The organism is Shewanella sp. Shew256, from assembly GCF_002196695.1.
Classification (GTDB): domain Bacteria; phylum Pseudomonadota; class Gammaproteobacteria; order Enterobacterales; family Shewanellaceae; genus Shewanella; species Shewanella mangrovisoli.
The window spans coordinates 108,790-127,602 of record NZ_NAJR01000012.1 but is presented as its reverse complement, the minus strand read 5'-3'; the positions used below and the strand labels follow the sequence as shown (position 1 = coordinate 127,602).

Below are 18,813 nucleotides of genomic sequence, written 5' to 3'. Positions count from 1 at the left end.
ACTTGCCCGCAACTCCTGCGGGCAAATCTGTTTTAATACCCGCCGTGATATCGAGTTAGCCCACAGACTACCGTGGCGACTCGCGCGTATTTCATAGGGAATGAAATCCATGTTTAACATTATTTTCTGGGTACTCACGTTACTGAGTTTGGCGCTATTTGGCGGCGCCATCTATTTAGTGGCGCGCGCACTCCTTAAAAAACTCAATCGTGATCAAGGAACGGATATGTCAGCACTGGAACAGCCTGCCACAGCAAAGGGAGCCGCATTGAAAAACACCACGCTATTAAAAGCCTTAACCATTGGCATACTGTCGATTGTGGCCTTGCTACCGCTCGGGATCATTATGGACATGACATCCGATCGCGAAATGCTTTACAACAGTGTGGTCGATGAAATCGGCCGCTCATGGGGCGAGCAGCAGATCCTCTCAGGCCCAGCGTTGGTGATCCCCTACAGTTATTTTGTGATGCAGGAAGAAGTCAGTAACGACGGTAAAACTCGCCACGAAGTGAAGCGCACCTATCAAGATGAGCTGGTGATCCTGCCGAAAAAACTCAGCCTCGATTTAGACCTAAAACATGATTTCCGTACCCGCGGCATTTATCAATCTCTGGTGTATAACGCGGCGCTTAAGGGGCAGGCTGAATTTCGCTTAAACCATTACGACATTCCTAACCTTATCGCCTTCGATAATCAAAATGCCCGCCTAGTCTTTGGGGTGTCATCGAATCAGGCAATTGATAAAGTCGAAAAAATTGAGGTTACGGGCGATTCAGTCTTACTCTCTGGATCTCTGATGTCGGGCACAGGCTTAACGACTGGCGGCCTAGAGAAAGGCTTTAACCAAGGGATCCAAGTCGGCGAAGCGAGTGATTTTAGCGTGAACTTTGCCATGACGCTGCGCGGCTCACAGTCGATTAGCGCCCTGCCATTAGGCGAACAAACCCTGCTCAATATCCATGCCGACTGGCCGCACCCAAGTTTTAAGGGCTTACTCCCAGCCGAGCGTGAAATCACCGCCAATGGATTTACTGCCAACTGGAATATCAGTCACTTAACCCGTAACTATCCGCAAGAGTTTATTAAGAGTAATCAATCGACACTTACGGAAGTCGTTGCCAATGCCATGCTGTTTGAGCCTGTGACCCATTACGGCAAGATTGAGCGCTCAGTCAAATACGGTCTGCTGTTTATCGTACTGACTTTTATCATGTTATTTATCTTCGAGCTTGGTCAAAAGACCAGCCTGAGCACAGTGCAATATATGCTGGTTGGCAGCGCCATGGCCCTGTTCTACCTGCTATTACTGTCACTTTCGGAGCACCTTGCCTTCCTGCAAGCCTATCTGATCGCCGCCTGTATTCCTGTACTGTCGGTCTCCGCCTATGTGGGCAGCGCCACCGCCAGCCTTAAACGTGGCGCGATTGTCGGCACTATGCTGGTGAGCTTGTATGCGGTGCTGTACTCGATACTGCAACTAGAAGATTACGCCCTGCTGATGGGCACCGGCTTGTTACTCGTCGTTTTACTGATTTTGATGTTCGTGACCCGCCATCAACCGAAGAACACGGTGCAATAGCACCTACCGATCCACCCTTGAAGCCCCCCGGCAGCGCACTTTTTGCTGTCGGGATTTTTTTATTGGCAAGCCCAAATGTGGCATGTAGCCTATGTGGTTTACTCGGAGGCGAATATTTTGACTCATCCAGCCTATCTTCTACGTCGCTTAGCCCTTGTCTGGTTACTGTTGGCAACCATTCCAAGCTTACTGTTACTCACGCAAAATCAATTATTTCCACTGATCGACCTGCAATCGCCCTTAGCTAAAGCCCTGTACTGGCTTACCACCACAGGCACGGCGCCCTATGGAGTGGCTACCGTGTTAGTGGTACTGGCACTCGCCTATCGCTATATGCCCAAAGCGCTGTTTATTAGCCTGTTTTTAGCCATTAGCCTCAGCCAAGTCATCAGCCTGAGCACCAGTCATACCCTTAAAGCCTTTTTTAAAGAGCCAAGACCGAACTTAGTGTATCTGTCCGACCAAGGGCTCCCAGAGGAAGCACAACTCAACCCACACACTTTTTATCAATTAGCCAAACCTGAGCGTTCACAGGCCATCGCCGAGGCGCTAACCGAGCTACATACTATGGAGCCCGAGGTCAAACTCGCGCCTAACATTCACCAACATTGGGAGGATGAAATCGGCTATTCCTTCCCCTCGGGTCACACAATTTTCGCTGTCACCTTAGTGCTCACCGCCAGCTATTACCTGCTGTTAGCGGGTTTGCCGCTATTTGCCAATGCGTTATTTACTTGGGGATTATTGATGGGCCTCAGCCGTATGTTACTCGGCATGCACTGGCCGCAGGATGTGCTCTTCTCCACCGTACTCGCCGCCATCATCAGCAGCTTAAGTGTATTTTTAGTGGAAAAGTTAAGGCCAAGAAGTAAAGAGCAACCCAACGGTTCAAAAGCATAAAACCAGCTCAAGGGCTAATTAAATGCGGCATGCGGCATCTGCAACTTATGTCGATGCCGTTTTTGTTAGGATGAACCTAAGCGACCAATCACTTCAGCCATGCGTAAATGCCACGACATCCGTCAACAGCAATACAGCCAAGACGACAGATATTGAAAGCGCCATCACACCAATAATCAAATGACTGTATCTTGCGAGGAACTTGTGTTCGATAGCAGCTTCTGGTTGTTGAATAGGCACAGATAAGCTCACCTTATCACCTATTTTTGGCCCAAAGCGGTTGTAGGCATGCTCGTTATAATTCATCAGCGCGCCACAAGTATAGCGCTGCCCTCGCCAGAAATATTCAATCACCGGATTAATAAACACTTGCTGATCCCTAAAATGCTCAGGCTCGTCGCTATATCGAGTAATCTCGTGCAGCGAAACGACCGTCCCTTCAACCAGCTCATAAGTGAACAGCTGCTCTTGCCTAAATCTTAATATCCCGCCAATCCCGATCAACCCAAGCACCAAAGAAAACCAAGAGATTAACAGCAGCTCGCCAATATCCTCGAAGACAAATGCACCAATAATCACGGCAGGAATAGATAAGATAAAAATGAGGAATAATTTCTTCATAAACACGCATTACATCGACATAAAAGAGTGAAGCCATGCACCCAACTTCGTCAACCATAGAAACATACTAAGCCGTCATCAATGACAAATGCTTAGCTTATTCAGTATTCAATCAAGCGTTACAGGTAGTAAGTATCTTCGGCGGTCCTAACCATGGCCTTCTGGGCAACGATAATCGATAAACATTTTGGAAGTATAAAGAACATCATTTGCGATAAATCCAAACACTTTCGGAGGTCCCGATATTTCAAGTGCATTGTGTGAGGTTTACTCTAATGCAAGAGGGTTAAAAACAATCAAACGTGGTGCATCGGTAGCATTATTTGAAAAGTGCTCATGCTCAAAGTCCCTTCCTTGGGCTTCAATTGTGTCTGCCGCTGAGGAGAGAAACTTTGCAATTTCTCGAAGATCACTCGGCGTGGCAGAAATAGTTACTTCAATGAGTGCCTTCGGTTGTGGTTCGGCCGCTTCGGCTAGTTCTTCTTGTGTATATCCCCAAAATTTCATGCGAGCACTTGATCCTTGTTATTGATAACGCCTAGTTTAACGAGCCTCACATTGCGAAATTATCGGAATGCCCTAATTGTAAATAACACTCTATCAGATATACCAAGGGCTTAACTGGATTAAGCGCGGTCATGGAAGTGACCGTTGGCGGCATGGATGCCGCCGTCGAGCCTATAGGGACATATTCACGGCGTGTCACTGAAATGACTGTGCTTAATCAATACCACCCAAAGTAAATACAACTTGGCCAATTAAACACACTTCTCATCCGATGAATCATCGGAAGAAAGTGCTCGGCTAATACTGCCGAAGATAGCGGTTAAAATCCCAATGCCCACATCCATCTGCCGGGCATTGCTATCATCACCGCTGGTCTCGCGTTTACTCTGATTGCCTGCTGTACCTCGCACAAAATCACAACTGGTATTGCTCATATTGCTGGAGGCACAGGCACTTAAGATCAGACTCAAACCGCCAATCAATAAACGTGAACTCACTAAGCGCAAACTCACTCTGCGTAACATCCTTATACGCGAAACCGACATCTTAGTTCAGCACCTCTTCTAGGGCGCGCAAACAGAGCGCGACATTCTCACGACGGGCACCAAAGCCCATTAAACCGATGCGCCAAGCTTTGCCCGCTAGAGCACCAAGGCCTGCACCGATTTCAAGGTTGTAATCCTTGAGTAGACGCGCGCGCACCGCGGCATCGTCAACACCTTCGGGGATATAAATGGCATTAAGCTGCGGCAAGCGTGAAGCTTCGGCGACCACAAATTTCAGGCCGAGTTTTTCAAGGCCAGCGCGCAGCACTAAATGCATGTCTTGATGACGCTTCCACGCATTTTCTAAACCTTCTTCGGCCAATAAACGCAGCGATTCGTGCAGGGCATAAAGCGCATTAACGGGCGCAGTGTGGTGATAACTGCGCTTGCCACCCGCGCTGGTCCAATAGGCCATGACCAGACTTTGATCGAGGAACCAGCTCTGCACCGGCGTTTTACGGTTTTTAAGCTTTTCCACCGCAGCAGGTGAGAAAGACACGGGCGATAACCCCGGCACGCAGGAGAGACATTTCTGACTGCCAGAATAAATAGCATCGATTCCCCATTCATCGACTCTTAATTCCACGCCGCCGAGGGATGTGACCGCATCGACAATGGATAAACAGCCGTATTGTTTTGCCAGCGCGCACAGGGTTTTAGCATCGCTCAATGCGCCCGTTGAGGTTTCGGCATGCACAAAAGCGAGAAACTTAGCATCGGGGTTAGCCTTAAGTGCCGCCTCAACGGCAACAGGGTCGACTGGAGTGCCCCATTCGTTATCCACAACCACAGCAATCGCACCGACGCGCTCGACGTTTTGGCGCATACGCTCACCGAACACACCGTTACGGCACACAATCACCTTTTCGCCGGGTTCGACTAGGTTCACAAAACAGGTTTCCATGCCCGCACTGCCGGGGGCGGACACTGCCATCGTCATTTCATTTTTGGTTTGAAATGCATATTGGATCAGGCTCTTAAGCTCATCCATCATGCCAACAAATAATGGGTCTAGGTGACCAACGGTCGGTCTTGCCTGCGCGGCTAATACTTCAGGATAAACATCCGATGGACCTGGCCCCATCAAAATGCGGCGAGGCGGATTAAAGGCAGAAAAATGCGGTGCAGGTAACATCATGTCTCCTTAATGCGTAGGGTCGAGGTCTGATTACTAGAGCATTAACTCTTGATTTGTTAAACCAAACTACCACAAAAAGGGGCGCCTGTGCGCCCCTCCTTTAGCCTAAGTTGTAACCTAAAGCTAAGTGATTACAAAGGCAGATTCTTTTTTCCTTTTCCCGCATTCAAAAACAGCTGATAAGCAGGGCTTTGCGTCTCTTCTTGATAGACAAATCCCAGCTCAGTTAAAAACTGCTGAAACGGCAAGGCATCGCCCTCGGGGACTTCAAACCCCGCCAGCACCCGCCCAAAGGCCGCGCCGTGATTACGGTAATGGAATAAACTGATATTCCACTTGCTCTGCAGGGTGGTTAAAAACTTCAGCAGCGCGCCCGGATGCTCGGGAAACTCGAAGCTAAATAGGCGCTCCTCTAACGGCTCTGGCGGATGACCACCGACCATATAACGCACATGCAATTTCGCGGTTTCATCACCGGATAAGTCCTGCACCTCAAAGCCATTATCTTCTAAGGTATTGATGATCTGCTCTAATTCGCCATGGCCTTTAGTCAAACGAATACCCGCAAACACCACCGCCATATCGCGACTGCTAAAGCGATAGTTAAATTCGGTCATCACCCGCTTTTCGAGCAACTCACAAAAACGCAGGAAGCTGCCGGGACGCTCGGGCACCTTAACCGCCAGCACGGCTTCTTTTTGCTCACCCAACTCGCAACGCTCCGACACATATCGCAGGCTGTGGAAGTTCACATTCGCGCCACTTAAAATCGCCGCGACCTTCTCACCTTTACCACTCTCGCCAGCAGCATTAGTGCTGACATATTTTTTAAGCCCTGCAAGGGATAAAGCACCCGCAGGTTCGGCAATGGCGCGGGTATCTTCAAAAATATCTTTAACGGCGGCGCAGATTTCGTCGGAGGTGACAGTCACCACTTCATCCACAAACAGCTTGGCTAAGCGGAATGGCTCAGTGCCGATACGTTTAACTGCAACACCATCGGCAAACAAGCCGACTTGCGGGAGTGTGACAGGCTCGCCCGCCTCCATCGCCGCTTTTAAGCAGGCCGCATCTTCAGGCTCAACGCCAACGATTTTGACCTGTGGCATCACCGCCTTGTAATAGGCGGCAATCCCGGCAATTAAGCCACCGCCGCCCACGGGCACAAATACCACTTCAAGGTCGCGCTGCTGTTGCAACATTTCTTGGGCGATAGTGCCTTGGCCAGCGATCACGGCTTCGTCATCGAAGGGGGCGATATACACCCGACCTTCCTGCTGCGCCATCTCCATCGCAAAGCCATTGGCCTGATCAAAGGCTTGACCGTGCAACACTACATTGCCGCCTAAACGGCGCACCGCATCGACTTTAATATCCGGCGTGGTTTCGGGCATCACAATCACAGCATCCACACCACGGCTGGCCGCCGACATGGCCACGCCTTGGGCATGGTTGCCCGCCGAGGCGCACACCACGCCACGTTGACATTCGGCTTGGCTCAACTGAGCGATGCGGTTATAGGCGCCGCGCAGCTTAAAGGAATGCACTGGTTGCATATCCTCACGCTTTAAAAACACTTGACAACCCAAACGCGCCGAGAGTTTATTAAGGCTGGAGAGTGGCGTCACTTTCGCAACGTCATAAACCGACGACAGCAGGATTTTTTGCAAGTAACTTTGCGCAAGCTGACTCTTTTCTAAGGCAGAAGTGACCGACTGCGCCTTATCGGACTGAACTTGAGAGGACTGTACCTCAGCCTGCTCCGTTTGCGACGATGCGAGAGATAACATATCAGTCCTCCAACTTACTGCGATCGCGCACCGCGCCCTTATCGGCACTGGTGGCAAGCATGGCGTAGGCTTTAAGCGCCATCGACACATAACGCTGACGCGAAAGCGGTTTCCACGCCATTGGCCCACGGGCGAGCATGGTTTCACGGCGCGTCGCTAACTCGGCATCACTCACCGCAAGCTTGATACTGCGCTTGGGAATATCGATTTCGATGCGATCGCCGTTTTCAATCAAGGCAATCGTGCCGCCCGCCGCCGCCTCAGGCGACACATGGCCGATAGATAAACCGGAGGTTCCACCAGAGAAGCGGCCGTCGGTGATCAACGCGCAGGCCTTGCCTAAGCCGCGGGATTTTAAGTAACTGGTGGGGTACAACATTTCTTGCATGCCCGGGCCGCCTTTTGGCCCTTCATAACGAATCACCACCACGTCACCCGCCACCACTTCGCCACCTAAGATGCCAGCGACTGCATCGTCTTGGCTTTCGTACACCCGAGCGCTGCCGATAAAGGTCAGATTCGATTCATCCACACCCGCAGTTTTAACGATACAGCCATTGTCCGCCAGATTGCCCGACAACACGGCCAGACCGCCCTCTTGGCTGAAGGCAAATTCGCGGCTACGGATACAACCTTCTTGCCTGTCATCGTCCAGCGATGGCCAGCGGCAGTCTTGGCTAAAGGCTTTAGTGGTGGGAATGCCCGCAGGCCCCGCCATAAAGAATTGTTTTACTTTGTCATCTTGGGTTTGCATCACATCGTACTTGGCGAGCACCGACTTGAGATTGCCACCCGCATCGGCGGCAACGTGTGGCACATCGGTATGCAGCAGTCCGGCGCGGTCGAGTTCGCCTAAGATGCCCATCACGCCCCCAGCGCGGTGCACATCTTCCATATGGTATTTAGCGGTCGACGGCGCCACCTTACACAGGTGCGGCACTTGGCGCGACATACGGTCGATATCATCCATAGTGAATGCCACGTCCGCCTCCTGCGCCGCAGCCAATAAGTGCAGCACAGTATTGGACGAACCGCCCATGGCAATATCCAGCGCCATGGCGTTTTCAAAGGCTTTAAAGCTGGCAATGTTGCGCGGCAATGCCGAGGCATCATCTTGTTCGTAGTAACGTTTGGTTAGCGCCATCACACGGCGGCCCGCTTCTAAAAACAGTTCGCGGCGGTCGCTATGGGTCGCGAGCATAGAGCCGTTGCCCGGCAGCGACAGACCTAAAGCTTCGGTTAAACAGTTCATCGAGTTAGCGGTAAACATGCCGGAACAGGAACCACATGTAGGGCAAGCGCTGCGTTCGATTTTAGCGCTATCCTCATCGCTTACACTCGAGTCGGCTGCGGCCACCATAGCATCGACTAAATCGAGCTTAATAAGCTTGTCCGACAGTTTAGTTTTACCTGCTTCCATCGGCCCGCCCGATACAAACACCACGGGAATATTGAGGCGCAGCGCCGCCATCAACATGCCGGGGGTGATCTTGTCGCAGTTAGAGATACAGACCAGCGCATCGGCGCAGTGGGCATTGACCATATACTCGACACTATCGGCGATAAGCTCCCGCGAAGGCAGACTGTAGAGCATGCCACCGTGGCCCATGGCGATACCATCATCGACGGCGATGGTGTTGAATTCCTTGGCGATACCGCCCGCCTCTTCGATGGCGCTCGCCACCAGAGAGCCCATGTCTTTTAAGTGCACATGGCCGGGAACAAACTGAGTAAAGGAGTTGGCAATCGCAATAATCGGCTTACCAAAATCATTGTCTTTCACCCCTGTGGCGCGCCATAGCGCACGGGCACCCGCCATATTGCGGCCTTCGGTACTGGTTGCTGAACGTAACTTTGGCATTGATTCTATCCTTTATCTCAAATCGAAAATCGTGCCCTTAGGGCCTTGCTGCAGTGCTAATGTCCGCAGTCACTGGATGCTTATGCGTGTACTTTTTGTTGTTGCAAGTTTAGCGGTAACAAGACCTTGCATTGAGTGACATCAATCAATTTATTCAGTTGATTGCTGAGCAGCTCGATGGCGCGCTCGCTGTCCACTTCCATATCTAGCGACAGACTCGCATCGTCGTTCATCCGCATTTGCATTTGGGTGACCGTAAAACCACGGTGACGAGTCACCCGTAGTACACGTTCTATCACTTCTGGGCGTTGTTGAACCGTTAATTCTAGGGAGTGGATCATGTTTGTTTCTCCATTTCGTCCATCATATCGCTGTTTGATGCGCCGGGGGGCACCAGTGGCCAAACGTTAAAAGCATCGTCGATTGCTACGTGTAACAAATAGGGTCCCTTAGCCGCTAACATTTCGGTTAAGGCCTCTTCCACTTCGTCGGAAGAGAAAATCGTGCGGCCGGGAATATCGAAGGCCGAAGCGAGTTGCACAAAATCTGGGTTGTCTGACAGATCAGTTTCGCTGTAGCGCTCTTCAAAGAATAGCTGCTGCCACTGTTTCACCATCCCCAGTTTTTGGTTGTCGATCAGCAGGATCTTCACCGGTAATTTGCGTCGCTTGATGGTGGTCAACTCTTGCACGTTCATCATAAAAGAGCCATCGCCAGACACTGTGACCACAGTTGCATCGGGGCGAGCCACTTGGGCGCCGATAGCGGCGGGTAAACCGAAGCCCATAGTGCCTAGACCTGCGCTGGATAAATGATCTTCCGGACGGCGGAACCACATATGCTGAGCAACCCACATTTGATGCTGGCCCACATCGCAGCACACTACGCTATCTTCGGGCAGTTTATTAGCTAAACGGCGCAGCATAGCGGGGGCATAGATTAAGCTGCCGGGATGTTGATAATCCCATTGATGTTTACGGGCAAGATGTTCAACCTCTGCTTGCCAAGGCGTGATGTTCAGCGCCATAGCAAGGGCGGGGAAAATCTGGCGTAAATCACCGGCGATGGCCACATCGGGCTGGCGCAATTTGCCTAACTCGGCGGCGTCGATATCCAAATGGATGACTTTAGCCTTGTTGGCAAAAGTCGCTAAACGTCCTGTGACCCTGTCATCGAAGCGTGCACCAGCAACCACTAATAAATCACAATCCTGCACCGCTAGGTTGGCCGCCTTTCCGCCATGCATACCTAACATGCCCAAATAACCTGGGGTGCCATGGGCAATACTGCCTAAGCCTTTTAACGTGGCGACCGATGGCATACCTGTGGCTTTGATAAATTCCCGCAGTTGATCGACCGCGCCCGCCATCCCCACGCCGCCACCCACGTACAACATAGGCTGCTTCGCTGCTGCTAACAGGGCGCGGGCCGCTTCAATCTCACAGACGCTCGCCTGTGGCTCATTGGTCACCGCCAGCAAGGGAGTGCGATATTCCAGTTGCGCGATTTGGATATCCTTAGGGATATCCACCAGCACTGGGCCGGGTCGACCCGATGCGGCGATTTCAAAGGCTTGATACAGGGTCGGGATCAGATCGTTGACATCCGTCACCATAAAGCTGTGCTTAGTGCAGCTTAAGGACATGCCCAATACATCAATTTCTTGAAACGCATCGGTGCCAATCACTGCGGTTGAGACCTGCCCCGTGATAGCGACAACAGGCACAGAATCTAAAAGCGCGTCGGCAAGCGAAGTGATTAGGTTAGTCGCACCTGGGCCAGAGGTGGCAAAGCACACGCCGGTTTTACCACTGGCTCTGGCGTAACCTACGGCGGTAAAGGCTGCGCCTTGTTCGTGGCGGCTTAAGAGATGTTCGACAGGGCTTCCATAGAGGGCATCGTAGATTGGCATAATGGCACCACCTGGGTAACCAAATACTGTGGTAACACCATGTGCTGCCAACACTTTTATGACTGCGTCTGCGCCTCTAATCATCTGCCCTGGTTCCATATTTCTCTCGCTACCTTGATCCTGAAATGCCGAAAATCGACTCGTAATTTGTGCTATTTCGAAACCTCATTTCCAAAACCTAGGGCCTGAAAACGAAGAACCCCCCGGTCCTTTCGGAGCGGGGGGTTCTTTCGAAACTTTTAACCTTTTAGGTCTACCAGTTTGCCATGCGCCGCCCCCGCTGTGATTTAATAATCACTACGGTAATAATCACGAGAATGAGCTTGGCAGCTTGGTTAAACATCAATATGGGTTCCTAATCGGTGTTCTGTATGTGTATCGCTGAAATTCTTATCGCTACTCACTTTTAAGCCTGAGCGATGTTTGCCTTGGGAACCTTGCCCCGCCGCGAGTTATTAGCTTTACCATAAAGCGACAGCCAAACACAATAAAAAATTATCTAATGTCAAAAAAATTCAGCTTCCCTGCCGAGACAATGCAAAACAACAAAGTGAAACGTTAACAAACGCGCGTTAGTGAAACAGATCGCTTACTAACCCATGTCGGTTTTGCCCGCTCGACAACCTACGAAGCAGGAATAAATTTGCGCCGCCGAGCCCCATATCCTTAGGGGCTCGGCCTCTATCAATTAAGCTCCAACAATACTTTTCATATCAGTCATATAACCACGAAGTTCCGCACCGATATACTCAACTGAGGTGTGGCGAATCGCATCATTGATGGCGATTAACTGCAGATTATCGACGTTGTTAGAACTGTCCTTCAGACCCGCACCTAAATACTCTGACGACATAGCATTCACATAGTCACGCAGCATAGGCACGGCAGCATGGTTGAACAGATAACAACCGTATTCTGCGGTATCCGAGATCACCACGTTCATCTCGTACAGACGTTTACGGGCGATGGTGTTAGCGATCAGCGGCGTTTCATGCAGTGATTCGTAATAGGCGGACTCTTCAACAATACCCGCCGACACCATAGTATCGAAGGCTAATTCGACACCGGCTTTGATCATCGCAACCAAAAAAATCCCTTTATCGAAATAGGTTTGCTCGTCGATATGCTCGCTCGACACTGGCGCATTTTCAAAGCCCGTTTCGGCGGTTTCGGCGCGCCAACGCAGCAGGTTAGCGTCGTCATTGGCCCAGTCTTGCATCATAGTGCGAGAGAACTCGCCGCTGATGATGTCATCCATATGTTTTTCGAATAAGGGTTGCAGGATTTCTTTTAAATCTTCTGCTATTTCAAATGCTTTAATCTTGGCTGGATTAGACAGTCTGTCCATCATGTTGGTGATACCGCCGTGCTTAAGCGCCTCGGTCACGGTTTCCCAACCTTGTTGGATTAACTTAGCGGCATAGCCAGGTTCAACCCCATCGGCCACCATTTTGTCGTAACCTAAGATAGCGCCCGTCTGCAACATACCGCACAGAATGGTTTGCTCGCCCATCAGATCCGATTTCACTTCGGCGATAAAGGATGATTGCAACACGCCAGCACGGTCACCACCTGTAGCACTCGCATAGGCTTTCGCAATGTCTAAACCATCGCCATTAGGGTCGTTTTCAGGATGCACTGCAATCAAGGTCGGCACACCAAAACCACGCTTGTATTCTTCACGCACTTCAGTGCCTGGGCACTTAGGCGCCACCATCACCACTGTGATATCGGAGCGGATCTGCATGCCTTCTTCAACGATGTTAAAACCGTGGGAATAAGACAGTGTTGCGCCCTGTTTCATCAGTGGCATCACAGCGCTAACCACATTGGAGTGCTGCTTATCGGGCGTTAAGTTCAGCACTAAATCCGCCGTAGGGATCAGCTCTTCAAAAGTACCCACTTTAAAGCCGTTATCTGTGGCTTTTTGCCATGAGGCACGCTTTTGAGCAATCGCTTCTGGACGTAGGGCATAAGCAATATTCAACCCCGAGTCACGCATGTTCAGACCTTGGTTAAGACCCTGAGCACCACAACCTAAAATAACAATATTCCAATCTTTGATGTAATTGCAGCCGTCGCTGAATTCAGAACGGTCCATGAAACGACATTGGCCAAGCTGTGCTAATTGTTGACGTAAATTCAGAGAGTTAAAATAGTTAGCCATCTGAGATACCACCTTTCAGTCGGGAATTTGGGACTCAACCAATATCAACTTTTTGTTAATGACTGGTTGTGATTGAAATCACTATAACCTATGGCTATCGTTGCTTAAAATGATATATTCGAAACCTCACATTGCGTTTTGTGCAATGTCATTTTCGGTGACAACCCCCTTGATAAGCGGCCAATAGGACGAGGTTATGGACATACGCACCCTCAAATTGTACCTACACTTATGTGACAGTTTGCACTTCGCCAAGACGGCGGAACAGATGCACGTCAGTCCCTCGACCTTAAGCCGCGCCTTGCAACGGCTCGAAGAAGAAGTGAACGCAAAATTATTCGAACGGGATAATCGCAGCGTGACCTTAACCCACGCTGGGCGCGAGTTTAAATTGTTCGCCGAGCAGACCTTGCACCATTGGCGCAACCTGCGGCACAGTATCGATCTCAAGCAGGATGTACTGCGCGGCACCTTAAATCTCTATTGCTCGGTGACCGCCGCCTACAGCCATTTACCGCAATTGCTGGAACGTTTTCGCCAAGAGCACCCCTTTGTTGAAATTGCCCTCACCACAGGGGATGCCGCCAATGCGCTGGCCGAAGTGCAACAAAATCGCGCCGACATTGCCATTGCCGCGCTGCCGGATCCCTTCCCTGCTACTTTGCATTTCGCCAAGATTGACGATGTGCCTTTGTCCTTAATCGCGCCGACCATGCGCTGCGCGGTGCAGCAACAGATAAGCCAAGCCCCCATCGATTGGTCGCGGGTGCCCTTTATCATTCCCGACCATGGCCCGGGGCGGCGCCGCGCCGATAATTGGTTTAAACAGATGGGAATAAGCCCCAATATCTATGCGCAGGTGTCGGGGCAGGAAGCGATAGCGTCTATGGTGGCGCTCGGTTGTGGCGTGAGTATCACCCCTGAAGTGGTGATTAATAACAGCCCAGTGCGGGATAGGATCCAACTGTTAGCCTCCCCCGTGGGTGTTGCCCCCTTTGAGCTGGGTTGTTGCTGCAAGGTCAAACGTTTGGACGATCCGATAGTGAATGCATTTTTAGAAGCGATATAAATTTTAGTCGCGATATAAAAAACGGGACTGAGTCCCGTTTTTTATGATGTTGATAAGATTAGGTATCTGGCGACATTAATTTATCGTTGCCATCGATACGGGTCACCAACAGCTGGTCAACCTTGTAGGCATCGATATCCACCACTTCAAACTTGTAACCAGCATAGTTAACAAAGTCGGTGCGCTTGGGGATCTTACGCAGCATGTACATCATAAAGCCGGCAATGGTTTCGTAGTTTTGGTTATGGGGGAACTCCTCAATATCGAAGGCACGCATCACGTCGGTAATCGGCGTCACCCCGTCCACTAACCAAGAATTGCCATCGCGGGCAATAATCTGCTCTTCGCTCTCGTGCAGCGACCAAGCCCCCATCACTGCGCGTTGCAGATCATTGGTGGTGACAATCCCCACAACGAGGGCATATTCGTTCATCACCACGGCGAAATCGGCGCGGCTATTTTTGAAGTATTCCATGGCCTCGGACAGGCTTAAGGTATCGGGAATAATCAGAGAAGTGTGCACAAGACTGTTGTCTTTTAAGGTAATTTTCTCACCGTTAATCACACGGATCAGCAGCTCTTTCGCATCAACAAACCCTTTGACCATATCCAATTGGCCGTCGCAGACTAAAAACTTAGTATGGGGATCTTCGGCAATCTTACGCTTGATATCTTCCTCGCTGTCTTGCAGTAGGAAATACACTAAGCTCTCGCGGGCCGTCATGGCAGACGTTACCGAAACGGTTTGCATTTCAAATACATTTTCGATCATTTGCTGCTCGCCCTTGTCGAGCACGCCCGCTTCTGCCCCCGCGTTCATTACCGCATAAATATCGTCTGGGGTGATTTCATCGTTACGCACGGTTGGGATTTGCAGTAACTTGAAGATGGCGCTTGCCATGCCATTGAAAAACCACACCAATGGACGAAGGATCGCGATACAGAAACTCATAGGGCCAACCACCACTAAGGCAACAGGCTCTGGCATCGCCATCGCGATACGTTTGGGCATGAGATCCGCAACCAGAATAAAGGCGCTGGTCACCACGACGAAAGACAGTAAGAAGCTCACTTGGCCTAACCAAGGGTCGCTCATCCACGCACTTAAAAACTGGTAAAAATACGGACGAAACGCCGACTCACCGACAATACCGCCCATGATGGCGACGGCGTTTAAGCCAATTTGCACCACAGTAAAAAAACTACCGGGCTGAGCTTGGAGTTGCAGCACTTTTTCGGCACGGCTGTCCCCTTCTTCGGCCAGCTGACGTAAACGGATTTTGCGTGATGCAGCCAAGGAGATTTCTGACATAGAAAAGAAACAACTTGCGGCGATTAAGCCCAATATTATCATCACGTTATCAAAGAAATTCATGTAACACCTTTTGTTTCACACTAGACTTACTACACCAACCCGCGCAGTGATTTTCGCGAGTCAGTTGAAATTTGTACCTAAAGAATGGGTCGAGGAACAGACGATAAAAGAACCCAGTGCTGCCAAGAAAGCCTTTGCTACACTTAAAAAATCGTCTCTTCGCCTAAAAAGTATGATGCGTATATTATATCCGCTAATCGTCTTAGTATGCGTGATTCTACTCTCGCCAGTTGCCCACGGCGCCGATGAGCATTCCCCATTTAAGTTACGTTTTTGTGTCGAAGAGACTGAATATCCGCCATTTAATTACTTTATTCGGCAAGATGGCATTAAGACTTCTACGCTTAGCGGCTATGATATCGACCTGCTAGAACAGACCTTCAAACCTATTGGAATTGATTATGAAGTGTTGGCTTTACCATGGTTACGTTGCTTAAAAGACGTACATAATGGCAGCATAGATGCCGCTATGAGCGCATCGCTCAATCGACAACGAGCCACTGATTATACCCCATCTGTTGCTTATTATTACCTCACTCCCAGTTATTTTTATTTGAAAGCTGAACTTGAACCACAGTTTCACATCAAGGATATCAACCAATTGGCTGATTTTGGCACCGTCTGTGGCATCAAGGGTTTCAACTACGATAACTTTGGCTGGCATCACGATACGCCAATTAGCGAGATAAATTCTCTACATCATCTACCGGAAATGCTGCTGAAACACAGGTGTAAATTCTTTATCGCCCGTAAGGAGATTTTGGCAGGCACACTCGCCTTAGCGCAGGCTGGCGAACTGCCGAAGACACTCACCTCACAACCGTCGCCGAATACTCAACAGGAGCCCTTTTATATGCTTATCTCTAAGCGTTCGGCTCATAAAGACTTGATTGCTCGTGAGTTTAATCGGCAGGTCAAGGCGATGCGTGATAACCACCAACTCGAAACCCTCTACCAATACCATATTCAAAAGCTTACTCACGGGGGCGATAAGGGCAGTAATTCGCCTTAGGGCCAATTTGTGGATGGTTACGGCACGTCTCTGGACGTTGATGATAAATGGTGCAGCGGCGGGTTTTACTGTCTAAATACAAGCAGTCATCGTTGGCCATACGGGCCAGAGTAAATATCGCGGTTTTATGGTTAAAGTTGTCGATAATGCGCGCTTTTTGCAGACGTTTGGCGATGGCTTTGAGATCGCCCTCGGCTTCAAACTCATCGACTAACGTCATGCGCACTAGATCGCTGACCGTCACTTCAACGGGTAGCGTACAGCAGGTAGCGTGGCAAGTGTCGCACAAACCTTTACGGTATTTTTGCCAAGTCGACAAATCATCGATATTGAAAATCGCCACCGCATTGGCCGTATTTTTGCCCCGTTTCGACACGCCAGAACCTACAGATGGAAAATAAAGGGCGGCAATTATAGCAGCCCCAAAGCAGAAATAAATCTGCCGCCACGGCTAGGTTGCAAACACATTGAGGTGAGCCTTAATCAACAGTAACTTAGCTAAGTCTCGAGGCAGTTTACGATTCGATGACCACAGTATTGCGCCCTTGCTCTTTAGCGCGATACAAACAAATATCGGCACGGCGCAGCACCTCAGAGAGGGTAAACCCGCGAACGCTTGTATCTAAGGGGAGATACACGCCACCAATGCTGAGGGTAATTTTCCCCTTGGGAGAGCTACGATGGGGAATATCCAAGGCGGCGACTCGATAGCAGAGTTGGTTGGCTATCGCCTCCAATTGGATAGGCGTTATCTGCTCAAGAATAATCGCAAACTCTTCGCCACCGATTCGAGCCAGCAAGCTATCCTGCGGCAAGACATCACACTGTTTGAGCGCCTGCGCAACCAATCTAAGCGCCGCATCGCCTTCGAGGTGACCGTAAGTGTCGTTGTAACTCTTAAAGTAATCGACATCCAACATCAGCAATCCAACGGGTTTAGCTTGTTGGAGCAAGGTTTCCAAAGTATGAGTAAAAGGGCGACGATTGCTTAATCCAGTCAATTCATCGGTTTCGGCCATCACACGTAGCTGAGCATTCACCGACACTAAAGCCTGTTGCAGGCTGAGCATCTGTCGCTCTTTTTCCTCACGTAACAACAATTCGTTCAGGGCCGCCGCAAATTGAGTCAGCATTACCTTCTTTTGTGGATTCCAATTTAATGGACGACTCACCATGGAAAGCGAGAGTAAACCGAGTAATTCATTGGCATTTTTAATTGCAAACGCGGCGATAGAACAAATCCCAACCGAGCGCAGCGATTGGTATTCCGTAGGTGACTCATGCTCTAAAAAATCAATCGACTCGATCACTAACGTCGACTCCGACACAAACTTTTGCGCCAGCACGGCAACACTATCGACGGAGATATCTTGGATCTGATTTGCCTGCGACTCACAGCTCCAGAAGCTACGGTAATTGGCATAGCGCTGGGTAAACTCAATAATACTGACCCGTTCAACATCGAATAACAGTCCAATGCGATGGCAGGCATCGGCGAGACATTCATCCAGTTGCGAGGTATCCGTGGTTAAAAACTGCAGTGACATCTCGGCTAATAACTGGTTCGCCTGGGATTGCCAATTAAGCTCTTGAGTTCGCTCGTCGACTAAACGCGCCAACTGATTCTGCTGCTGTTGTAATTCACGCCCCTGACGCTTGTTAATGGCTAAGTCATTGCGAATACGCTGATACATAGCCTGTAGCGATTGCGCCACATGGCCAATTTCATCTTGGCTGGTCACTACACTGATGGGCACTTTCAGTTTGGGTAATGAATTCAAATTGATTTGATTGGCAAACCGCTCCAGTGCCGACAATCGGTTGGTCACCAATAAACGCACCATAGTGAGGATCAGGTAAATCATCAGCAGGGTTTTAAGGCCATTGCCGAGGACGATGATAATCAACTGCTGCCATAATTCGTAATACAGCTTATTGGTGTCCAGACCAACGGTGAGTGAGCCAATCAGCTGCTCTTGATACATAATCGGATAATGAAACGAAGTTTGGTTTTCCTCCTGCGCACGTAAGGATTTACCTAACTGCATGGTCACGCCATCGACACTTTCGAGATTGACACTCGAAACCATGGGCATCATCCCTAAACCCGACAACAGATCGGATAACAGGCTATGGTCGACATCCCAGAGCGACTTAGCAATGCTAGGCAAGATAGACTCGGAATACTCACGAATATCCGCCGTAGCCTTATCTATGCTCTCCTGATAATTCCATACCAACTGCACCAACATAGTCAGGACGGCAAAAAACGAGCTCACCCCAATAATAGTGAGCGTCATCCTGTGGCTGATGGAATGATTACGATGCTTCATG

16 protein-coding genes are annotated in these 18,813 nt (G+C 50.0%); 4 read left to right on the top strand and 12 right to left on the bottom strand.

The annotated features are described in order from the left end of the window. Positions 1 to 109 precede the first annotated feature (109 nt). Together creD and B5P39_RS18820 are read left to right on the top strand one after the other, a co-directional pair. Positions 110 to 1,582, top strand: coding sequence for a cell envelope integrity protein CreD (creD, locus tag B5P39_RS18825; RefSeq protein WP_088212621.1), 1,473 nt, complete (start codon positions 110 to 112; stop codon positions 1,580 to 1,582). Positions 1,583 to 1,657: 75 nt separating this feature from the next. Continuing rightward, the gene (locus B5P39_RS18820; protein ID WP_176400008.1) at positions 1,658 to 2,482 is read left to right on the top strand and encodes a phosphatase PAP2 family protein; all 825 of its coding nucleotides are present in this window, start codon (positions 1,658 to 1,660) and stop codon (positions 2,480 to 2,482) included. A gap of 93 nt (positions 2,483 to 2,575) precedes the next feature. Here B5P39_RS18820 and B5P39_RS18815 read toward each other — a convergent pair whose 3' ends face one another. From B5P39_RS18815 to ilvC, 9 genes are all read right to left on the bottom strand, one after another. Beyond that, positions 2,576 to 3,103 carry a hypothetical protein gene (locus B5P39_RS18815; protein WP_088212620.1) on the bottom strand — a complete coding sequence of 176 codons (528 nt, stop codon included), beginning with the start codon at positions 3,101 to 3,103 and terminating at the stop codon, positions 2,576 to 2,578. 267 nt (positions 3,104 to 3,370) lie between these two features. Then, a complete protein-coding gene (locus B5P39_RS18810; protein WP_011715591.1) occupies positions 3,371 to 3,610 on the bottom strand; it encodes an Imm32 family immunity protein in 240 nt (79 codons plus the stop codon). 251 nt (positions 3,611 to 3,861) lie between these two features. Next, positions 3,862 to 4,122, bottom strand: a complete 261-nt coding sequence (locus B5P39_RS18805) for a hypothetical protein (RefSeq protein WP_088212619.1) — start codon at positions 4,120 to 4,122, stop codon at positions 3,862 to 3,864. Between the two features lie 34 nt (positions 4,123 to 4,156). Continuing rightward, positions 4,157 to 5,290 (bottom strand): pyridoxal-phosphate-dependent aminotransferase family protein, encoded by a 1,134-nt coding sequence (locus B5P39_RS18800; RefSeq protein ID WP_088212618.1) that lies wholly within the window; start codon positions 5,288 to 5,290, stop codon positions 4,157 to 4,159. Between the two features lie 134 nt (positions 5,291 to 5,424). Then, complete coding sequence (ilvA, locus tag B5P39_RS18795; protein ID WP_088212617.1) at positions 5,425 to 7,083, bottom strand: threonine ammonia-lyase, biosynthetic; 1,659 nt, start codon at positions 7,081 to 7,083, stop codon at positions 5,425 to 5,427. 1 nt (position 7,084) lies between these two features. Then, a complete protein-coding gene (gene ilvD, locus B5P39_RS18790) occupies positions 7,085 to 8,944 on the bottom strand; it encodes a dihydroxy-acid dehydratase (protein ID WP_088212616.1) in 1,860 nt (619 codons plus the stop codon). Positions 8,945 to 9,024: 80 nt separating this feature from the next. Continuing rightward, positions 9,025 to 9,285, bottom strand: a complete 261-nt coding sequence (gene ilvM / locus B5P39_RS18785) for an acetolactate synthase 2 small subunit (protein WP_011621169.1) — start codon at positions 9,283 to 9,285, stop codon at positions 9,025 to 9,027. Then, entirely contained in the window at positions 9,282 to 10,955 is a 1,674-nt protein-coding gene (ilvG, locus tag B5P39_RS18780) for an acetolactate synthase 2 catalytic subunit (protein WP_176400007.1), read from the bottom strand. Before ilvG ends, ilvM begins: the two co-directional genes overlap by 4 nt. A gap of 589 nt (positions 10,956 to 11,544) precedes the next feature. Next, the gene (gene ilvC / locus B5P39_RS18770; protein WP_088212614.1) at positions 11,545 to 13,023 is read right to left on the bottom strand and encodes a ketol-acid reductoisomerase; all 1,479 of its coding nucleotides are present in this window, start codon (positions 13,021 to 13,023) and stop codon (positions 11,545 to 11,547) included. A 196-nt stretch (positions 13,024 to 13,219) separates the two neighbouring features. On the opposite strand from ilvC, the gene ilvY reads away from it, so the two are divergent. Then, a complete protein-coding gene (gene ilvY, locus B5P39_RS18765; protein ID WP_088212613.1) occupies positions 13,220 to 14,092 on the top strand; it encodes an HTH-type transcriptional activator IlvY in 873 nt (290 codons plus the stop codon). 58 nt (positions 14,093 to 14,150) lie between these two features. Here the strand turns inward: ilvY and B5P39_RS18760 are convergent, their stop codons facing one another. After that, a complete protein-coding gene (locus B5P39_RS18760; protein ID WP_088212612.1) occupies positions 14,151 to 15,467 on the bottom strand; it encodes a hemolysin family protein in 1,317 nt (438 codons plus the stop codon). Between the two features lie 64 nt (positions 15,468 to 15,531). Between B5P39_RS18760 and B5P39_RS18755 the strand changes: the two genes are divergently transcribed. Next, complete coding sequence (locus B5P39_RS18755; RefSeq protein WP_254915818.1) at positions 15,532 to 16,479, top strand: substrate-binding periplasmic protein; 948 nt, start codon at positions 15,532 to 15,534, stop codon at positions 16,477 to 16,479. Here B5P39_RS18755 and B5P39_RS18750 read toward each other — a convergent pair. Both B5P39_RS18750 and B5P39_RS18745 read right to left on the bottom strand, forming a co-directional pair. Further along, positions 16,442 to 16,855, bottom strand: a complete 414-nt coding sequence (locus tag B5P39_RS18750) for a YkgJ family cysteine cluster protein (RefSeq protein WP_011715581.1) — start codon at positions 16,853 to 16,855, stop codon at positions 16,442 to 16,444. The genes B5P39_RS18755 and B5P39_RS18750 overlap by 38 nt on opposite strands. 139 nt (positions 16,856 to 16,994) lie before the next feature. Then, positions 16,995 to 18,812, bottom strand: coding sequence for a GGDEF domain-containing protein (locus tag B5P39_RS18745; RefSeq protein ID WP_176400004.1), 1,818 nt, complete (start codon positions 18,810 to 18,812; stop codon positions 16,995 to 16,997). Position 18,813: the final 1 nt, after the last annotated feature.

What these genes read in the sequence shown, in the direction of transcription:
- B5P39_RS18810 (WP_011715591.1), bottom strand. Translation starts at nt 3,610, where the DNA reads ATGAAATTTTGGGGATATACACAAGAAGAACTAGCCGAAGCGGCCGAA.
- ilvC (WP_088212614.1), bottom strand. Translation starts at nt 13,023, where the DNA reads ATGGCTAACTATTTTAACTCTCTGAATTTACGTCAACAATTAGCACAG.
- creD (WP_088212621.1), top strand. Translation starts at nt 110, where the DNA reads ATGTTTAACATTATTTTCTGGGTACTCACGTTACTGAGTTTGGCGCTA.
- ilvG (WP_176400007.1), bottom strand. Translation starts at nt 10,955, where the DNA reads ATGGAACCAGGGCAGATGATTAGAGGCGCAGACGCAGTCATAAAAGTG.
- ilvD (WP_088212616.1), bottom strand. Translation starts at nt 8,944, where the DNA reads ATGCCAAAGTTACGTTCAGCAACCAGTACCGAAGGCCGCAATATGGCG.
- ilvM (WP_011621169.1), bottom strand. Translation starts at nt 9,285, where the DNA reads ATGATCCACTCCCTAGAATTAACGGTTCAACAACGCCCAGAAGTGATA.
- ilvY (WP_088212613.1), top strand. Translation starts at nt 13,220, where the DNA reads ATGGACATACGCACCCTCAAATTGTACCTACACTTATGTGACAGTTTG.
- ilvA (WP_088212617.1), bottom strand. Translation starts at nt 7,083, where the DNA reads ATGTTATCTCTCGCATCGTCGCAAACGGAGCAGGCTGAGGTACAGTCC.
- B5P39_RS18800 (WP_088212618.1), bottom strand. Translation starts at nt 5,290, where the DNA reads ATGTTACCTGCACCGCATTTTTCTGCCTTTAATCCGCCTCGCCGCATT.
- B5P39_RS18815 (WP_088212620.1), bottom strand. Translation starts at nt 3,103, where the DNA reads ATGAAGAAATTATTCCTCATTTTTATCTTATCTATTCCTGCCGTGATT.
- B5P39_RS18760 (WP_088212612.1), bottom strand. Translation starts at nt 15,467, where the DNA reads ATGAATTTCTTTGATAACGTGATGATAATATTGGGCTTAATCGCCGCA.
- B5P39_RS18745 (WP_176400004.1), bottom strand. Translation starts at nt 18,812, where the DNA reads ATGAAGCATCGTAATCATTCCATCAGCCACAGGATGACGCTCACTATT.
- B5P39_RS18820 (WP_176400008.1), top strand. Translation starts at nt 1,658, where the DNA reads ATGTGGCATGTAGCCTATGTGGTTTACTCGGAGGCGAATATTTTGACT.